This window comes from Pseudomonas sp. X10 (assembly GCF_054889225.1).
This window is the reverse complement of sequence record NZ_CM142677.1, coordinates 3,959,164-3,976,562: the sequence shown is the minus strand read 5'-3', so window position 1 is coordinate 3,976,562 and position 17,399 is coordinate 3,959,164. Positions and strand designations below refer to the sequence as shown.

Here is a 17,399-nt window from a genome sequence, read left to right as displayed (position 1 = left end):
GCCCGCGATGGCATACGATCGGTAGACGATCTTTGTTCCTTCTGGCGCTATCGCGGGCAAGCCCGCTCCTACAGGCGCCAGGCGCATTTCGAGTATCTGACAGCATGTCCACCACCGAACACCTCAGCGACCTGATCCGCGCCCGCGACCTGGAAGGGGTCGACGTCTGGGCCTTGCCCAGCTTCGACCCGGAGCCTGAGCCCGCGCCGGAACTGGAAGCGGAGCCCGAGACCGTCGAGGAAGAAGTCGAGGAAGTGCCGCTGGAGGAGGTCCAGCCGCTGACCCTCGAGGAGCTCGAGAGCATCCGCCAGGAGGCCTACAACGAAGGCTTCGCCACCGGCGAGCGCGAGGGTTTCCACAGCACCCAGCTCAAGGTGCGCCAAGAGGCCGAGGTGGCCCTGACGGCCAAGCTGGCCAGCCTGGAGAAACTGATGGGCCACCTGCTCGAGCCGATTGCCGAGCAGGACACTCAGATCGAGAAGGCGCTGGTGAACCTGGTTGGGCACATTACCCGCCAGGTGATCGGCCGTGAGCTGCGCACCGATTCCAGCCAGATCAGCCATGTCTTGCGCGAGGCCCTCAAGCTGCTGCCAATGGGCGCCGAGAACATCCGCATTCACCTCAATCCCCAGGACTTCGAGCTGGTCAAGGTTTTGCGCGAGCGCCACGAGGAGAACTGGAAGCTGCTCGAAGACGAATCCCTGTTGCCAGGCGGTTGCCGTATCGAAACGGCGCACAGCCGCATCGATGCCAGTATCGAGACGCGCATCGAGAAGGCCCTGGCGCAATTGTTCGACCAGTTGCATGACCAGGCCTTGCACCCGGCGGCACCGGACATCGCCATCGAACTGGATGACCACGATGCGCCTTGACCGCACCAGTTTCGGCAAGCGCCTGGGCGGCTATGCCGACGCGGTGAAGCTGCCGTCCCAGCCCGTGGTGGAAGGGCGCCTGCTGCGCATGGTCGGCCTGACCCTGGAGGCCGAAGGCCTGCGCGCCGCGGTGGGCAGCCGCTGCGTGGTGATCAATGACGACAGCTACCACCCGGTGCGGGTCGAAGCGGAAGTGATGGGGTTTGCTGCTGGCAAGGTGTTCCTCATGCCGGTCGGTAGCGTCGCCGGGATCGCCCCTGGCGCGCGCGTGGTGCCCTTGGACGACAGTGGCCGTTTGCCCATGGGCATGAGCATGCTGGGACGGGTGCTGGACGGTGCCGGCCGCGCCCTCGATGGCAAGGGCGGCATGAAGGCCGAAGACTGGGTGCCGATGGATGGCCCGCTGATCAACCCCCTCAATCGCGACCCGATCAGCCAGCCGCTGGACGTGGGCATTCGCAGTATCAACGGCCTGCTGACGGTGGGCCGTGGCCAGCGTTTGGGCCTGTTCGCCGGTACTGGCGTGGGTAAGTCGGTATTGCTGGGCATGATGACCCGCTTCACCGAAGCCGAGATCATCGTCGTCGGTCTGATCGGCGAGCGCGGCCGCGAGGTGAAGGAGTTCATCGAGCACATCCTTGGCGAAGAGGGCCTCAAGCGCTCGGTGGTGGTGGCCTCGCCGGCGGACGACGCGCCGTTGATGCGCCTGCGTGCGGCCATGTACTGCACGCGCATCGCCGAATATTTCCGTGACAAGGGCAAGAATGTCCTTCTGCTGATGGACTCGCTGACCCGCTTCGCCCAGGCCCAGCGGGAAATCGCCCTGGCCATCGGCGAACCGCCGGCTACCCGTGGCTATCCGCCTTCGGTGTTCGCCAAGTTGCCCAAGCTGGTGGAGCGGGCGGGTAACGGCGAGCCTGGCGGTGGTTCGATCACCGCTTTCTATACGGTGCTGTCCGAAGGGGATGACCAGCAAGACCCGATCGCCGACTCGGCGCGGGGTGTGCTCGACGGCCACTTCGTACTGTCGCGGCGCCTGGCCGAGGAGGGGCATTACCCGGCCATCGACATCGAGGCCTCGATCAGCCGCGTCATGCCCCAGGTGGTCAGTCCTGATCATTTGCGTCAGGCGCAGCAGTTCAAGCAGCTATGGTCGCGCCTGTCCCAGAGCCGCGACCTGATCAGCGTGGGCGCCTACGTGGCCGGCGGCGACCCGGAGACGGACCTAGCCATCGCGCTGCAATCCAAGCTGGTGGGCTTTTTGCGCCAACGGTTGGACGAGAACGTCGGCATGGAGCAGAGCCGCGAGCAGTTGGGCAGCGTCTTCGCTGCGCCTGCGGGCAACTGATAGGCCATGGCCTTGCCAAGTCGTGCCGCGCGCCTGGCGCCAGTGGTGGAAATGGCCGAAGACGCCGAGCGCAAGGCCGCTCAGCGCCTGGGGCAGTTCCAGCAGCAGGTGGGGCAGGCCCAGGCCAAGCTGGCCGAGCTCGAGCGCTTTCGCGAGGATTACCAGGCGCAGTGGATCAACCGTGGCGGGCAGGGAGTCAATGGCGCCTGGCTGGTCAATTATCAGCGCTTCCTCGGCCAACTGGAGGCGGCCATGACCCAGCAGCGCCAGAGTCTGGTCTGGCACCAGACCAACCTGGACAATGCCAGGGGCACTTGGCAGCAGGCCTATGCGCGGGTCGAGGGCTTGCGCAAGCTGGTGCAGCGTTACCTTGATGAGGCGCGGCGGGCTGAAGACAAGCGTGAACAGAAGCTGCTCGACGAGCTGTCACAGCGCCTGCCCCGGCAGCATATCGGCTGAATTCGCCTGCTCTCGACCGAGTCGTCCCCGCCTAGACATTCCCGATCACCTGCCTTGTCGCCCCCAGGGTTGGCTGCTACACCTTCTGTAGTCCGCATTCGCCATCATCGAAGGAATCGCTAGCATGGCAGTCGAATCTGTTTTGTCCCCGGAAGGGAATAAATTGACGATCAAGGTCAAGGGCCGCTTTGACTACGGCAAACACCAGGAATTCAGGGATGCCTACGAGCGTCAGAGCTACAAGCTCGACTCCGTGATAGTGGACCTCAAGGAAGCCACCTACCTGGACAGCTCCGCCCTCGGCATGCTCTTGCTGCTGCGCGATCATGTCGGTGGTGATGACTCGGAGGTCCGCGTGATCAATACCAGTGCCGATGTGCGCAAGATCCTCGCCATCTCCAATTTCGACAAGCTCTTCGACATCAGTTGAAGCTGCCCATGCCGGCCGACGAAGCGCTGAGCGTGCTGATCGCCGAAGATGGCGCGGCGGACCGTTTGTTGCTGGCGCAGATCGTGCGGCGCCAGGGGCACCGGGTCTTCACCGCCGAGGACGGTGAGCAGGCAGTCGCTTTGTTCGTCGAGCAGCGCCCGCAGTTGGTGTTGCTCGATGCCTTGATGCCGGTCATGGATGGCTTCGAGGCCGCGCGGCGGATCAAGGCCCTGGCTGGCGAGGCGCTGGTGCCGATTATCTTCCTCACTTCGCTGAACGAGGAGCAGGCCTTGGTGCGCTGCCTGGAGGCGGGCGGCGACGACTTCCTGGCCAAGCCTTACAACGCGGTGATCCTGGCGGCCAAGATTCGGGCGATGGACCGCTTGCGACGCCTGCAAGAGACGGTGCTGCAGCAGCGCGACCAGATCATCCGGCACCATCATCACCTGCTCAACGAGCAACGGGTGGCCAAGGCGGTGTTCGACAAGGTGGCTCACTCCGGGTGCCTGAGTTCGCCGAACATCCGCTACCTGCAATCGCCCTATGCCTTGTTCAATGGTGACCTGCTTCTGGCGGCCTTCACGCCTTCGGGCGACATGCATGTGTTGCTGGGCGATTTCACCGGGCATGGCTTGCCGGCGGCCGTCGGCGCGATGCCATTGGCCGAGGTGTTCTATGGCATGACCGCCAAGGGCTACGGCCTGGTGGAGACGCTGCGCGAGATGAACGCCAAGCTCAAGCGCATCTTGCCAGTGGATATGTTCTGTTGCGCGCTGCTGCTCAACCTGAGCTTCCAGCGCGGCTCGGTCGAGGTATGGAATGGCGGTATGCCGGACGGCTACAGGCTGTCCAGCAGTGGCCAGCGCCTGACGCCCTTGGTGTCGCGCCATCTGCCCCTGGGCATCCTGGCCCCCGAGCAGTTCGATGACAGCACTGAAGTCCTGCCGCTACGGGAAGGCGAGCGGTTGTTGCTGCTGTCCGATGGTGTGGTCGATACCAGCGACGAGCAGGATCAGTTGTTCGGGGTCGAGCGCCTGCGTGCGGTGCTGGCCGGCAACCAGGACCCGGAGCACTTGTTCGGCGAGGTGCTGCAAGCTCTGGAGCGCTTTGGCGGCCGCGCCCGTGACGATATCAGCTTGCTGGAAATCCGTATGGTTGGTCCCGACCAGTTGGCGGCGCCGGCGGTGGTCTACTCTGATAGCGGCCGCTCAAGCCCGCTGGACTGGTCGCTGCATTTCGAATTGCGTGGCGACAGCTTGAAGCGCTTCAACCCCGTGCCATATCTGGTGCAACTGCTTCAGGAAATCCATGGCTTGCGCCCCAGCAGCGGGGCCTTGTACAGCGTGCTCAGCGAACTGTATTCCAATGCCCTGGAGCATGGTGTGTTGGGCCTGGATTCCCGGCTCAAGCGCGATGCCGAGGGTTTCGCGCAGTATTACCTGGAGCGCAACCAGCGTCTGGCGCGGCAGGTCGAGGGTTTCGTGTGCATCGACCTGCGTGTTGAACCCTTCGGTACTGGCGGCCGTCTGATGATTGAGGTCCGTGACAGTGGGGTCGGCTTCGATGTCGACCAAGTGCTGGCGCGTCCGCTCGGGGAGCAGCGCTTTTGCGGGCGAGGGCTGAGCCTGGTGCGGCGTTTGAGCCAGAGTGCGCAATGGCTGGATGATGGACGGTGCGCGCGCGTGGAGTTTGCCTGGGAGGCTCAGGCATAATGCAACTTGATCAAGGAGTGAACAAGTGTCCGACAATCACATCGATCACAAGGTCCTCAGCGACCTGCAGGAAGTCATGGAAGATGGCTACCTGCAACTGCTGGAAACCTTTCTCGAAGACTCCGAAAAGCGTCTGAGCCAGTTGCACGAGGCCAAGGACGCCGGCGAGCTCGGGCTGGCTGCGCACAGCTTCAAGGGCAGCAGCAGCAACATGGGGGCGGTCGGTCTGGCCGAGTTGTGCCGGCAGCTTGAAGAACGGGTCAGGCAACAACCCCTGTACGGTATCGAAGACCTGATCAACCGTATCGACCAGGAATACGTCGAGGTCCAGCGCTTCTATCGTGATGAACGGCAACGGGTTTCTGCAGAGTAAACAGGAACCTGGCGCGAGTTTTGCTCTGTCTTCTGTCCAGATGAATACAGCCCTCTGGCCTGGAGATCTTTTCAATGCCTGTCGCCCCCAACCCACTGTTGCAAACCAGTGCCGTGAGCAAGACCTCGCGCGCTGCCGCCAACCTGGCGGAGCAGCCGCAGCAGGCAGTTGGCGGCAAGGCTGGGGCCTTCGACCAGGTGCTGGCACGGCAGGGGCGTGACAAAACCGTTGCGGCCGATGGCAAGGAGATGTCGGCCAAGCCCAAGGACAAGCCGGAACCTGCCGCTGGCGGCAAAAGTTTGCCGGGGGCGGAAAAGGACAAGGGCGACGGCAGCCAGTCGAAGCTGACCGATGCCAGTCTGGTCGCAGGTCAGATTACTGACGCCCAGCCGGGCGCGCAGTTGATCCAGGCCCAGGCCGAAATGGTGACCCCGGTGCTGCAGGCTGCCGTCCAGCAGCCGGTGCCCGCGCTACCGTCCACGCCGGAAGAGGATGGCGCATTCGATCCGCAGGCCGATCCGCTGGATGACCTGCCGGCCCTGCGCTTGGCGCTGGAGCAGAACGCCCAGGCCCATGCTTCATCCAAGGCGAACGCACAGTCTGAGACGAGCCAGCCGCAAGCGCTCGTCAATACCTTGGCGAACCTGCTGCAGGAGCCGGGTGCCGAAGCCGAGCAGGGCGAGCCAGGCGACAAAGCCTTCTCTGGGTTGCTCGACGATGGCCTGAAGGACCTCAAAAGCGCGTCGAGCGATACCCGCGTCGATGACTTTGCCGACCGCCTGAACAGCCTGACCCAGGCGGCCACGGCCAAGACCGCCAACGCCGTGCCAGCGAGCAACCTGCTGCACCAGCCGCTGGCGATGAACCAGAACGCCTGGACCGAAGGGCTGGTCAACCGGGTCATGTACCTGTCGAGCCAGAACCTCAAGTCTGCGGACATCCAGCTCGAACCGGCCGAGCTCGGCCGCTTGGACATCCGCGTCAATGTGGCAGCAGACCAGCAGACCCAGGTCACCTTCATGAGTGGTCACGTGGGGGTGCGCGATGCGCTGGAAAGCCAGGTGCACCGCCTACGCGAACTGTTCGCCCAGCAAGGCCTCGCGCAGCCTGACGTCAATGTCGCCGACCAGTCCCGCGGGCAGCAGCAACAGGGTCAGCCTGAGGGTTCGTCGCTCAGTGGCGTGGCGGCCCGCCGTGCGGCTGCCGGCGAGGACGACCCCGGTGACCCCGCCAATGCCGCGATGCCGGTGGAGCGGCAAGTGGTGGTCGGTTCCAGTGCGGTGGATTACTACGCCTGACCCGGCCCCGACAGCGCTGCCCCTGAACGAATCTGGCATAACACTTGCTCAAGCCACGTCATCTCCTTTGAAACCCCCGATGGGTGACGGATTATTGGCATGGCGAAGAGCGACGCAGTGAAAGACCCCGCCGCGAAAGGCAAACTCAAGCTGATCTTGCTGCTGGTGCTGGCTCTGCTGCTGGCCGTGGGCCTGTCGGTGGGCGCCACCTGGTTCTTCATGCACAAATCCCAGAGCGCCTCGGCGCTCGACGCGGCGGCGGCCAACGGCAAGCCAGCAGCGGTCTACGAGCCATTGACACCGCCCTTCGTGGTCAACTTCAACCAGAACGGCCGGCAGCGCTACATGCAGGTGAGCATCACCCTGCAAGGGCGTGACCAGGCAGCGCTGAATGCCCTGAAGGTGCATATGCCGGTCATCCGCAACAACCTGGTCATGATGTTCTCCGGCCAGGGCTTCGACACCCTGGCCAGCAGCCCGGTGGGCCAGGAAATGCTGCGCCAGAAGGCCACTGCGGTGGTCCAGGAAGTGGCGCAGAAGGAAGTCGGCGCGCCGGTCGTCGAGCAGTTGCTGTTCACCAATTTCGTATTGCAGTAGGAGCCCCCCGATGGCCGTGCAGGACCTGCTGTCCCAGGATGAGATCGATGCTCTGTTGCATGGTGTCGATGATGGGCTGGTACAAACCGAAAGCGTCAGTGAGCCGGGCAGCGTCAAGAGCTATGACCTGACCAGCCAGGACCGGATCGTCCGGGGTCGCATGCCGACCCTGGAAATGATCAACGAGCGTTTCGCCCGCTACACCCGCATCAGCATGTTCAACCTTCTGCGCCGCTCCGCCGACGTGGCGGTCGGCGGCGTGCAGGTGATGAAATTCGGCGAGTACGTGCACTCTCTGTATGTGCCGACCAGCCTCAACCTGGTCAAGATCAAGCCGCTGCGCGGCACGTCGCTGTTCATCCTCGACGCCAAGCTGGTGTTCAAGCTGGTGGACAACTTCTTCGGCGGCGACGGCCGTCACGCCAAGATCGAAGGACGCGAGTTCACCCCGACCGAACTGCGGGTGGTGCGCATGGTGCTGGACCAGGCCTTCGTCGATCTCAAGGAGGCCTGGCAAGCGATCATGCCGGTCAACTTCGAGTACATCAACTCGGAGGTCAACCCTGCCATGGCCAACATCGTCGGCCCGAGCGAAGCGGTGGTGGTCTCGACCTTCCACATCGAGCTCGACGGCGGCGGTGGCGACCTGCACGTGACCATGCCGTACTCGATGATCGAGCCGGTGCGCGAGATGCTCGATGCGGGCTTTCAGTCCGACCTGGACGATCAGGACGAGCGCTGGGTCAAGGCCCTGCGCGAGGATGTTCTGGACGTCAGCGTGCCGATCAGTGCGACCGTAGCCCGGCGTCAGTTGAAGCTGCGCGACATCCTGCACATGCAGCCGGGCGACGTGATCCCGGTGGAGTTGCCAGAGCACCTGGTGCTGCGCGCCAATGGCGTGCCGTCGTTCAAGGCCCGGCTGGGTTCGCACAAGGGCACCCTGGCCCTGCAGATCATCGATCCGGTCGAACGCCGCTGAGCGTGCGCCGGTCGCAATTCCTGAATTGAATGCCTGTCGAGGACATCATGGCTAACGAAAACGAGATCACTTCCCCGGAAGAGCAGGCCCTGGCCGACGAATGGGCCGCGGCCCTGCAAGAGACCGGTAACGCCGGCCAGGCCGATATCGACGCCTTGTTGGCCGCCGATGCGGGTAACGCCGCTTCCGCAGGCTCGGGCCGTCTGCCCATGGAAGAGTTCGCCAGCTCGCCCAAGCCCAATGAGCAGGTCAGCCTAGAAGGTCCGAACCTGGACGTGATCCTCGACATTCCGGTGAACATCTCCATGGAAGTCGGCAGCACCGAGATCAGCATCCGCAACCTGCTGCAACTCAACCAGGGGTCGGTGATCGAGCTCGACCGCCTGGCTGGCGAGCCGCTGGATGTGCTGGTCAACGGCACCCTGATCGCCCATGGCGAGGTGGTGGTGGTCAACGAAAAGTTCGGCATCCGCCTGACTGACGTGATCAGCCCCAGCGAACGCATCAAGAAGCTGCGCTGAATGAAGGGCATGATGCGGGCCGGGCTGGCCCTGGGCATGCTGCTCGGTAGCGAACTGGCCGCCGCAGCGGCGGCTGAACCGGCGGCAGCGGCGCCGACACCTGGCAGTCTGGGAGGGCAACTGGCGCAACTGGTGTTCGGGTTGTTGCTGGTGATTGGCCTGATCTTCCTGTTGGCCTGGCTGCTGCGCCGGGTGCAGGGCGTTTCACCTCGTGGTGGCCAGGTGATCGAGATCCTTGGCAGCCGTGCCATTGGCTCGCGCGACCGGCTGCTGCTGGTGCAGGTGGGTAAGGAGCAGATCCTGCTTGGGCACACGCCGGGCAGCATCCAGGCCCTGCATGTACTGGCCGAGCCGGTGGAGGTGCCTGCCGGTGCCCGCCAGGCGACGCCGGAGTTCGCCCAGCGGCTGATGGAGCTGATGGGCAAGGACCATAAGGACAGGTCGTGATGGGCGCCTTGCGCATGCTGTTGACCCTGGCGCTGATGCTGGCGGCGCCGATGGCCCTGGCTGCCGACCCATTGTCGATACCGGCCATCACCCTCTCCAGCGGCCCGGACGGCCAGCAGGAGTATTCGGTCAGCTTGCAGATCCTGCTGATCATGACTGCGCTGAGTTTCATCCCGGCGTTCGTCATCCTGATGACCAGCTTCACCCGCATCATCATCGTCTTCTCGATCCTGCGCCAGGCCCTGGGCCTGCAACAGACGCCATCGAACCAACTACTGACCGGCATGGCGCTGTTCCTGACTCTGTTCATCATGGCGCCGGTGTTCGATCGGGTGAACACGGACGCCCTGCAGCCCTATCTGAACGAGCAGATGGCCGCCCAGGAGGCGATCGACAAGGCCCAGGTGCCGCTCAAGGACTTCATGCTGGCGCAGACTCGGCAGAGCGACCTGGACCTGTTCATGCGCCTGTCCAAGCGCACCGACATCCCTGCTCCGGAGGCGGCGCCCCTGACTATCCTGGTGCCGGCGTTCGTCACCTCGGAGCTCAAGACCGCGTTCCAGATCGGCTTCATGATCTTCATTCCGTTCCTGATCATCGACCTGGTGGTCGCCAGTGTACTGATGGCCATGGGCATGATGATGCTCTCGCCGTTGATCATCTCGCTGCCGTTCAAGATCATGCTGTTCGTGCTGGTCGATGGCTGGGCGCTGATCATGGGCACCCTGGCCGGCAGTTTCGGCGGCGTTTGACGCCCGCAAGGAGAATGGCCCATGACCCCTGAAGTCGCTGTCGACCTGTTCCGTGACGCCCTGTGGCTGACCACCCTGATGGTCGCCACCCTGGTGGTGCCGAGCCTGTTGGTCGGCCTGGTGGTGGCGATGTTCCAGGCCGCCACCCAGATCAACGAGCAGACCTTGAGCTTTCTGCCGCGCTTGCTGATGATGCTGGTGACCCTGATCCTGGCGGGGCCCTGGCTGGTGCAGAAGTTCATGGAGTATTTCATCGGCCTATACACCAGCATTCCGCAGTTGATCGGTTGAGTCGGCCATGCTCGAGTTGACCGACACGCAGATCGGCACCTGGGTCGCCACCTTCATCCTGCCGCTGTTCCGGGTGACGGCGGTACTGATGACCATGCCGATCATCGGCACCAAGATGCTGCCTGCGCGTATCCGCCTGTACCTGGCGGTGGCGATCACCGTTGTGATCGTCCCCGGGCTGCCGCCATTGCCCGAGGTCAATCCCCTGGGGCTGAGCGGGCTGCTGTTGTGCGCCGAGCAGATCATCATCGGCGCCTTGTTCGGTTTCTCGTTGCAGATGCTGTTCCAGGCCTTCGTGGTGGCCGGGCAGATCATCGCCATCCAGATGGGTATGGGCTTCGCCTCGATGGTCGATCCGGCCAACGGCGTCAACGTGGCGGTGGTCAGCCAGTTCATGACCATGTTGGTGAGCTTGCTGTTCCTGACGATGAATGGCCATCTGGTGGTGTTCGAAGTGCTGATCGAAAGCTTCACCACCTTGCCAGTCGGGGGTGGGCTGATGGTCAATCACTTCTGGGAGTTGGCCGGGCGCCTGGGCTGGGTGATGGGCGCCGCGTTGCTGCTGGTGTTGCCGGCGATCACGGCATTGCTGGTGGTCAACATCGCCTTCGGCGTGATGACCCGCGCCGCGCCGCAACTGAACATCTTTTCCATCGGCTTTCCGCTGACCCTGGTGCTCGGCATGGGCATCTTTTGGGTGGTGCTGGCCGATATCCTTCCCCACTACCAGGCATTGGCCAGCCAGGCGCTGCAATGGCTGCGTGAACTGGCGCGGGCGTCCTGAGCATGGCAGAGAGCGAAAGCGGTCAGGACAAGACAGAAGAACCCACCGACAAGCGCAAGAAGGATGCGCGCGAGAAGGGGGAGATCGCCCGTTCCAAGGAGCTCAACACCGTGGCGGTGACCCTGGCTGGCGCCGGCGGGCTGCTGGCATTCGGCGGCGCGCTGGCCGAGACCTTGATGGAGTTGATGCGCATCAACTTCAGCCTGTCGCGCGAAGTGCTGATCGACGAGCGCTCCATGGGCATGTTCCTGCTCGCCTCGGGCAAGATGGCGCTGTGGGCGACCCAGCCGGTGCTGGTGGTGCTGTTGCTGGCCTCGATCATCGGGCCGGTCGCCCTTGGCGGCTTCCTGTTTTCCGGCAGCCTGCTGCAACCGAAGTTCAGCCGCCTGAACCCGTTGTCCGGGATCAAGCGCATGTTCTCTCTGCATGCCCTGACCGAATTGCTCAAGGCCCTGGCCAAGTTCTTCGTCATCCTGCTGGTGGCCTTGGTGGTGCTTTCGTCCGACCGCGACGCGTTACTGGCGATCGCCAACGAGCCGTTGGAACAGGCGATCATCCATAGCGTCCAGTTGGTTGGCTGGAGCGCATTGTGGATGGCCGCCGGGTTGCTGCTGATCGCGGCGGTGGACGTACCGTTCCAGCTCTGGCAGGCGCACAAGAAGCTGAAGATGACCAAGCAGGAAGTGCGCGACGAATACAAGGACATCGAAGGCAAGCCTGAGGTCAAGCAGCGTATCCGCCAGTTGCAGCGCGAAATCTCGCAGCGGCGGATGATGGCGGCGGTCCCTGAAGCCGACGTGATCATCACCAACCCGACCCACTATGCCGTGGCGCTCAAGTACGACCCGGAGAAGGGCGGGGCGGCGCCCTTGCTGTTGGCCAAGGGCACCGATTTCATTGCCTTGAAGATTCGCGAGATCGGGGTCGAGCACAAGGTGCAGATCCTTGAGTCGCCAGCCCTGGCGCGGGCGATCTACTACTCCACCGAGCTCGAGCAGGAGATTCCGGCTGGGCTGTACCTGGCGGTGGCGCAGGTGTTGGCCTACGTGTTCCAGATCCGCCAGCACCGGGCCGGTAAGGGCAAAGCGCCGGAGCCGCTCAAGGACGACCTGCCGATCCCCCCGGACCTGCGCCGCGATACCTGACAGCCACACAGAGCAAGCGCCCACGCTGGACTTGTAGGAGCGGGCTTGCCCGCGATGCATCGGTACCGGCAACGCAGACTGACATTGGTGCGCGATCCGCTTCTACTTGCCGCTTGTAAAAGTTGGAAAGCTTCTTGCAGAGCCAGCGCCAGGCGCCACCCAGGCGTCAAAGTTTTGCTTCAAGAGGACTCGCGGTGGATCGCACTCAGTTAATCAACAGCGCCCGAACCAACCTGGCAGGTCTGGGGCGGGGCAATCTCGGCGTGCCGCTGTTGTTGCTGGTGATGTTGGCAATGATGATGTTGCCGGTGCCGCCGTTCCTGCTCGATGTGTTCTTCACCTTCAACATCGCGCTGTCGATCGTGGTCCTGCTGGTTTGCGTGTACGCCCTGCGTCCGTTGGACTTTGCCGCGTTCCCGACCATCCTGCTGGTGGCGACCTTGTTGCGTCTTGCGCTGAACGTGGCGTCGACGCGGGTGGTGATGCTCCACGGCCATGAGGGCCACCAGGCGGCGGGCAAGGTGATCCAGGCCTTCGGTGAGGTGGTGATCGGCGGCAACTACGTCGTCGGTGCGGTGGTTTTCTCCATCCTGATGATCATCAACTTCGTCGTGGTCACCAAGGGCGCTGGCCGGATCTCCGAGGTGAGTGCGCGCTTCACTCTCGACGCCATGCCCGGCAAGCAGATGGCCATCGACGCCGACCTCAACGCCGGCCTGATCGATCAGGCCCAGGCTAAGTCGCGTCGCGCCGAGGTGGCCCAGGAGGCCGAGTTCTACGGTTCGATGGACGGTGCCAGCAAGTTCGTTCGCGGTGATGCCATCGCTGGCCTGCTGATCCTCTTCATCAACCTGATCGGCGGCATGCTGATCGGCATGCTGCAACATGGCATGCCGTTCAGCGAAGCGGGCAAGGTCTACGCCTTGCTGACCATCGGTGACGGTTTGGTGGCGCAGTTGCCCTCGCTGCTGCTGTCCACCGCTGCGGCGATCATGGTCACCCGGGCCTCGGGCTCCGAGGACATGGGCAAGCAGATCAATCGGCAGATGTTCGATTCGCCCAAGGCGCTGGCGGTGTCCGCAGGTTTGATGGTGGTCATCGGCCTGGTGCCGGGCATGCCGCATATCGCCTTTCTCAGCCTTGGCCTGATCGCCGCTGGCGGTGCTTACCTGGTCTGGCGCAAGCAGCAACAGGTCAAGGTCAAGGCACAGGAGGAGGCGCAGCGCGAGCAAGACCTGCTGCCATCGCCCCAACGTGCCCTGGAGACCAAGGAGCTGGGCTGGGACGATGTGACGCCGATCGACATGATCGGCCTGGAGGTCGGCTACCGTCTGATTCCGCTGGTCGACCGCAACCAGGGCGGGCAGTTGCTGGCGCGGATCAAGGGGGTGCGCAAGAAGCTCTCCCAGGACCTGGGCTTCCTCATGCCCACCGTGCACATCCGCGACAACCTCGACCTGGCACCCAGCGCTTATCGCTTGACGCTGATGGGGGTGATCCTGGCCGAGGCGGAAATCTATCCGGACCGCGAACTGGCGATCAACCCGGGTCAGGTGTTCGGCACGCTCAACGGTATCGCCGCGCGCGACCCGGCGTTTGGCCTGGAAGCGGTGTGGATCGACGTCGGCCAGCGCAGTCAGGCGCAGTCGCTGGGCTACACGGTGGTGGATGCCAGTACCGTGGTCGCCACCCACCTGAACCAGATCCTCTACAAGCACTGCCATGAGCTGATCGGCCACGAGGAAGTCCAGCAACTGTTGCAGGTGCTGGCCAAGGCCTCTCCGAAGCTGGCCGAGGAGTTGGTGCCGGGTGTCATTTCCTTGTCGGGCCTGCTCAAGGTGCTGCAGGCATTGCTTGCCGAGCAAGTGCCAGTACGCGACATCCGCAGTATCGCCGAGGCGATCGCCAACAACGCGGGCAAGAGTCAAGATACCGCCGCATTGGTTGCGGCAGTGCGTGTTGGATTGTGTCGAGCTATCGTGCAAAGCATTGTCGGCGTTGAGTCCGAGCTGCCTGTCATTACCCTCGAGCCAAGGTTGGAACAGATTTTGCTCAATAGTCTGCAAAGGGCTGGGCAAGGCCAAGAAGACGGTGTGCTTCTTGAGCCGAGCATGGCCGAGAAGCTGCAGCGTTCATTGATCGAAGCGGCTCAACGCCAGGAGATGCAGGCGCAGCCGGCGATCCTTCTGGTCGCAGGGCCGATCCGCGCGATGCTGTCGCGTTTCGGCCGTCTGGCGGTGCCGAACTTGCATGTTTTGGCGTACCAGGAAATACCGGACAACAAGCAAGTGACTATCGTTGCCACCGTGGGCCCCAACGGCTGAGGTAGTGGGATATGCAAGTTAAGCGTTTTTTCGCCGCCGATATGCGTCAGGCCATGAAGCTGGTCCGTGATGAGCTCGGCTCCGATGCCGCGATCATTGGCAACCGGCGGATCGCCGGCGGTGTCGAGCTGACGGCTGCGCTGGACTACAAGCTGTCCGCCTTGTCGCCACGGGTGCCCAACGTCGAACTGGAAGACGAGTTGCGCAAGACCCAGTCGCGCATCGCCACCGCCCAGGCCGAGTTGAGCAGCCGCAACGAAAGTGACGAAGGCAACCGGCAGCTGTTTGCCGGGTTGCCGCTGACCGCCTCTGAGCCGCTGGTCGAGCCGCACGCCGATGAGCCGGCTGCCCCGGCCCGGCCAGCACCCGCAGCGGTCGACCCGCGCCTGTTCGACGCCATGCGTTCGGAGCTCTCGGGCCTGCGCGAACTGTTGGAAGTGCAGCTCGGCTCCCTGGCTTGGAGCCAGCTGCAAGGCAACAAGCCGCAGCAGGCCAACCTCTGGCGACGCTTGCAACGCATCGGCCTGTCTGGCCCGCTGTCGCGGGAGCTGCTTGACCTGACCGCGAGGATCGAAGAACCGCGCCAGGCCTGGCGCATGCTCTTGGCGCACCTGGCGCGGATGATCGACGTGCCGCAAGTCGAGCCGATCGAGGAGGGCGGGGTCATCGCCATGGTTGGCCCTGCCGGTATGGGCAAGACCACCACCCTGGCCAAGCTGGCCGCTCGCTATGTGCTCAAGTACGGCGCGCAGAACCTCGCGCTGGTGAGCATGGACAGCTTCCGTATCGGCGCCCAGGAGCAGTTGAGGACCCTGGGCAGGATCCTCAATGTCTCGGTGACCCATGTCGACCCCGGCCAGTCCCTGGCCCAGGCGCTGGAGCCGTTGCTGCGCAAGCGGGTGATCCTGATCGACACCGCTGGCCTGCAGGCCAGCGATCCGGCCCTGCGCATGCAATTGGAAACCCTTGCCGGACGCGGCATTGCCGCCAAGAACTACCTGGTGCTGGCAACCACCAGCCAGAAGCAGGTGCTGACCGCCGCCTACCATAGCTACAAACGCTGTGGCCTGGCCGGTTGCATCCTGACCAAGCTCGATGAAACGGCCTGCCTCGGCGAAGTGCTGAGCCTGGCCATCAGTCATGAGTTGCCGGTGGCCTATCTGACCGATGGGCCCCGCATTCCTGATGATTTGCACCTGCCGCGGCGGCACCAATTGGTCAGTCGTGCGGTCAGTGTTCAGTTGCAGGACGAGCCCAGCGAAGAGGCGATGGCCGATATGTTCGCTGATCTCTACCACAATCCGGGCAAACGCGTGGGTTGAGGATGATACTGTTGCAAAATATCTGCATGAAGGGGTTGCCCGGTTTGGCTCCGGCGTTGACAGCACAGCCCCTCAATGTGGCCTGGGTCTAAGCAAGACAAGGTAAAGAACAAATATGGGTAGCATGCATCCCGTACAGGTGATCGCCGTAACCGGTGGCAAAGGTGGCGTCGGCAAGACTAACGTTTCAGTGAATCTGTCATTGGCGCTGGCTGACCTTGGCCGCCGCGTCATGCTGCTGGACGCCGATCTTGGCCTGGCCAACGTCGACGTGTTGCTCGGGCTGACGCCCAAGCACACCCTGGCCGACGTCATCGAAGGGCGCTGCGAGCTGCGCGATGTGCTGCTGCAGGGCCCAGGTGGGGTGCGCGTCGTGCCGGCCGCCTCCGGTACCCAGAGCATGGTGCACTTGGCGCCGGCCCAGCATGCTGGCCTGATCCAGGCCTTCAGCGAGATCGGTGACAACCTCGACGTGCTGGTCATCGACACCGCTGCAGGTATCGGTGACTCGGTGGTCAGCTTTGTCCGCGCCGCCCAGGAAGTGCTGCTGGTGGTGTGCGACGAGCCTACGTCGATCACTGACGCCTACGCGCTGATCAAACTGCTCAACCGTGATTACGGCATGAACCGTTTTCGCGTCCTGGCGAACATGGCCCAGAGCCCGCAGGAAGGGCGCAATCTGTTCGCCAAGTTGACCAAGGTCACGGACCGCTTCCTCGACGTCGCCCTACAATACGTCGGCGCCGTGCCCTACGACGAATGTGTTCGCAAGGCCGTGCAGAAGCAGCGTGCCGTCTACGAAGCCTTCCCTCGTTCCAAGTGCGCGCTGGCCTTCAAGGCCATCGCCCAGAAGGTCGATAGCTGGCCGTTGCCTGCCAACCCGCGTGGGCACCTGGAGTTCTTCGTCGAGCGCCTGGTGCAGCCCACTAGCGCGGGTCCCGTCCTATGAATGCAAGCGGTTTCCAGATGTACAGCAAGGCCTCGCGTGACGCGCAGTACGACCTGGTCGAGCGTTACGCCCCGCTGGTCAAGCGCATCGCCTATCACCTGTTGGCACGCCTGCCAGCCAGCGTGCAGGTCGAAGACCTGATCCAGGCCGGCATGATCGGCCTGCTGGAAGTCGCCAACAAGTACGATGCCAGCAAAGGCGCCAGTTTCGAGACCTATGCCGGCATCCGCATCCGTGGCGCCATGCTCGATGAGGTGCGCAAGGGTGATTGGGCGCCGCGTTCGGTACACCGCAATACCCGCATGGTCAGCGACGCGATCCGTGCAGTTGAAGCAAAAACCGGCCGTGACGCTAAAGATCACGAGGTTGCTGCCGAACTCCAATTGAGTCTCGATGATTACTACGGGATCTTGAACGATACCTTGGGCAGCCGTTTGTTCAGTTTCGACGACCTGTTGCAGGACGGCGAGCACGAAGGCCTGCACGAGGATGGCGCCAGTGCCCAGCCCGAGCCGTCGCGCGACCTGGAGGACGAACGCTTCCAAGCCGCCCTGGCTGATGCGATCGCCAACCTGCCGGAACGCGAGCGTCTGGTCCTGGCGCTGTACTACGACGAAGAGCTGAACCTCAAGGAAATCGGTGAGGTCCTGGGGGTCAGCGAGTCGCGTGTCAGCCAGCTGCACAGCCAGTGTGCGGCGCGGTTGCGCAGCCGCCTGGGGGAATGGCGGGCGCGCTGACCCAAGGCTCATTGCAGTCGTTGCCTACGTAGTGCCGAATTGATTGAAGTGCACGCTCA

The 17,399-nt window shown here is 63.5% G+C and carries 19 protein-coding genes; all 19 read left to right on the top strand.

What is annotated here, in order from left to right; genetic code table 11:
* Window positions 1-104 precede the first annotated feature (104 nt).
* On the top strand, window positions 105-872 hold the full coding sequence (gene fliH, locus ACYU03_RS18005; RefSeq protein ID WP_461885993.1) for a flagellar assembly protein FliH: 768 nt from the start codon (window positions 105-107) through the stop codon (window positions 870-872).
* Entirely contained in the window at window positions 862-2,220 is a 1,359-nt protein-coding gene (gene fliI / locus ACYU03_RS18000) for a flagellar protein export ATPase FliI (protein ID WP_461885992.1), read from the top strand. The genes fliH and fliI overlap by 11 nt, the downstream gene beginning before the upstream one ends.
* Window positions 2,221-2,226: 6 nt before the next feature.
* Window positions 2,227-2,679, top strand: a complete 453-nt coding sequence (gene fliJ, locus ACYU03_RS17995; protein ID WP_461885991.1) for a flagellar export protein FliJ — start codon at window positions 2,227-2,229, stop codon at window positions 2,677-2,679.
* Window positions 2,680-2,803: 124 nt separating this feature from the next.
* Window positions 2,804-3,109, top strand: a complete 306-nt coding sequence (locus ACYU03_RS17990; protein WP_461885990.1) for an STAS domain-containing protein — start codon at window positions 2,804-2,806, stop codon at window positions 3,107-3,109.
* A gap of 8 nt (window positions 3,110-3,117) precedes the next feature.
* Entirely contained in the window at window positions 3,118-4,821 is a 1,704-nt protein-coding gene (locus ACYU03_RS17985) for a SpoIIE family protein phosphatase (RefSeq protein WP_461885989.1), read from the top strand.
* Window positions 4,822-4,846: 25 nt separating this feature from the next.
* Window positions 4,847-5,194: an Hpt domain-containing protein gene (locus ACYU03_RS17980; RefSeq protein WP_461885988.1), complete on the top strand. Its 348-nt coding sequence runs from the start codon at window positions 4,847-4,849 to the stop codon at window positions 5,192-5,194.
* Between the two features lie 74 nt (window positions 5,195-5,268).
* On the top strand, window positions 5,269-6,492 hold the full coding sequence (locus tag ACYU03_RS17975; RefSeq protein WP_461885987.1) for a flagellar hook-length control protein FliK: 1,224 nt from the start codon (window positions 5,269-5,271) through the stop codon (window positions 6,490-6,492).
* Between the two features lie 99 nt (window positions 6,493-6,591).
* A complete protein-coding gene (gene fliL, locus ACYU03_RS17970; RefSeq protein ID WP_461885986.1) occupies window positions 6,592-7,089 on the top strand; it encodes a flagellar basal body-associated protein FliL in 498 nt (165 codons plus the stop codon).
* Between the two features lie 10 nt (window positions 7,090-7,099).
* Window positions 7,100-8,068, top strand: coding sequence for a flagellar motor switch protein FliM (gene fliM, locus ACYU03_RS17965; protein ID WP_461885985.1), 969 nt, complete (start codon window positions 7,100-7,102; stop codon window positions 8,066-8,068).
* Window positions 8,069-8,115: 47 nt separating this feature from the next.
* Complete coding sequence (gene fliN, locus ACYU03_RS17960) at window positions 8,116-8,589, top strand: flagellar motor switch protein FliN (protein WP_461885984.1); 474 nt, start codon at window positions 8,116-8,118, stop codon at window positions 8,587-8,589.
* Window positions 8,590-9,036: a flagellar biosynthetic protein FliO gene (gene fliO, locus ACYU03_RS17955; protein ID WP_461885983.1), complete on the top strand. Its 447-nt coding sequence runs from the start codon at window positions 8,590-8,592 to the stop codon at window positions 9,034-9,036.
* Entirely contained in the window at window positions 9,036-9,788 is a 753-nt protein-coding gene (gene fliP, locus ACYU03_RS17950; RefSeq protein WP_461885982.1) for a flagellar type III secretion system pore protein FliP, read from the top strand. The genes fliO and fliP overlap by 1 nt, the downstream gene beginning before the upstream one ends.
* A gap of 21 nt (window positions 9,789-9,809) precedes the next feature.
* Window positions 9,810-10,079 carry a flagellar biosynthesis protein FliQ gene (gene fliQ, locus ACYU03_RS17945; protein WP_461885981.1) on the top strand — a complete coding sequence of 90 codons (270 nt, stop codon included), beginning with the start codon at window positions 9,810-9,812 and terminating at the stop codon, window positions 10,077-10,079.
* A gap of 7 nt (window positions 10,080-10,086) precedes the next feature.
* Window positions 10,087-10,863: a flagellar biosynthetic protein FliR gene (gene fliR / locus ACYU03_RS17940; RefSeq protein ID WP_461885980.1), complete on the top strand. Its 777-nt coding sequence runs from the start codon at window positions 10,087-10,089 to the stop codon at window positions 10,861-10,863.
* Window positions 10,864-10,865: 2 nt separating this feature from the next.
* Window positions 10,866-12,008, top strand: a complete 1,143-nt coding sequence (gene flhB, locus ACYU03_RS17935) for a flagellar biosynthesis protein FlhB (protein ID WP_461885979.1) — start codon at window positions 10,866-10,868, stop codon at window positions 12,006-12,008.
* Window positions 12,009-12,202: 194 nt separating this feature from the next.
* Complete coding sequence (gene flhA / locus ACYU03_RS17930; RefSeq protein ID WP_461885978.1) at window positions 12,203-14,332, top strand: flagellar biosynthesis protein FlhA; 2,130 nt, start codon at window positions 12,203-12,205, stop codon at window positions 14,330-14,332.
* Window positions 14,333-14,343: 11 nt separating this feature from the next.
* Entirely contained in the window at window positions 14,344-15,654 is a 1,311-nt protein-coding gene (flhF, locus tag ACYU03_RS17925; protein ID WP_461885977.1) for a flagellar biosynthesis protein FlhF, read from the top strand.
* A 115-nt stretch (window positions 15,655-15,769) separates the two neighbouring features.
* Window positions 15,770-16,603: a flagellar synthesis regulator FleN gene (gene fleN, locus ACYU03_RS17920; RefSeq protein WP_461885976.1), complete on the top strand. Its 834-nt coding sequence runs from the start codon at window positions 15,770-15,772 to the stop codon at window positions 16,601-16,603.
* Entirely contained in the window at window positions 16,600-17,340 is a 741-nt protein-coding gene (gene fliA / locus ACYU03_RS17915; RefSeq protein WP_461885975.1) for an RNA polymerase sigma factor FliA, read from the top strand. Before fleN ends, fliA begins: the two co-directional genes overlap by 4 nt.
* Window positions 17,341-17,399: the final 59 nt, after the last annotated feature.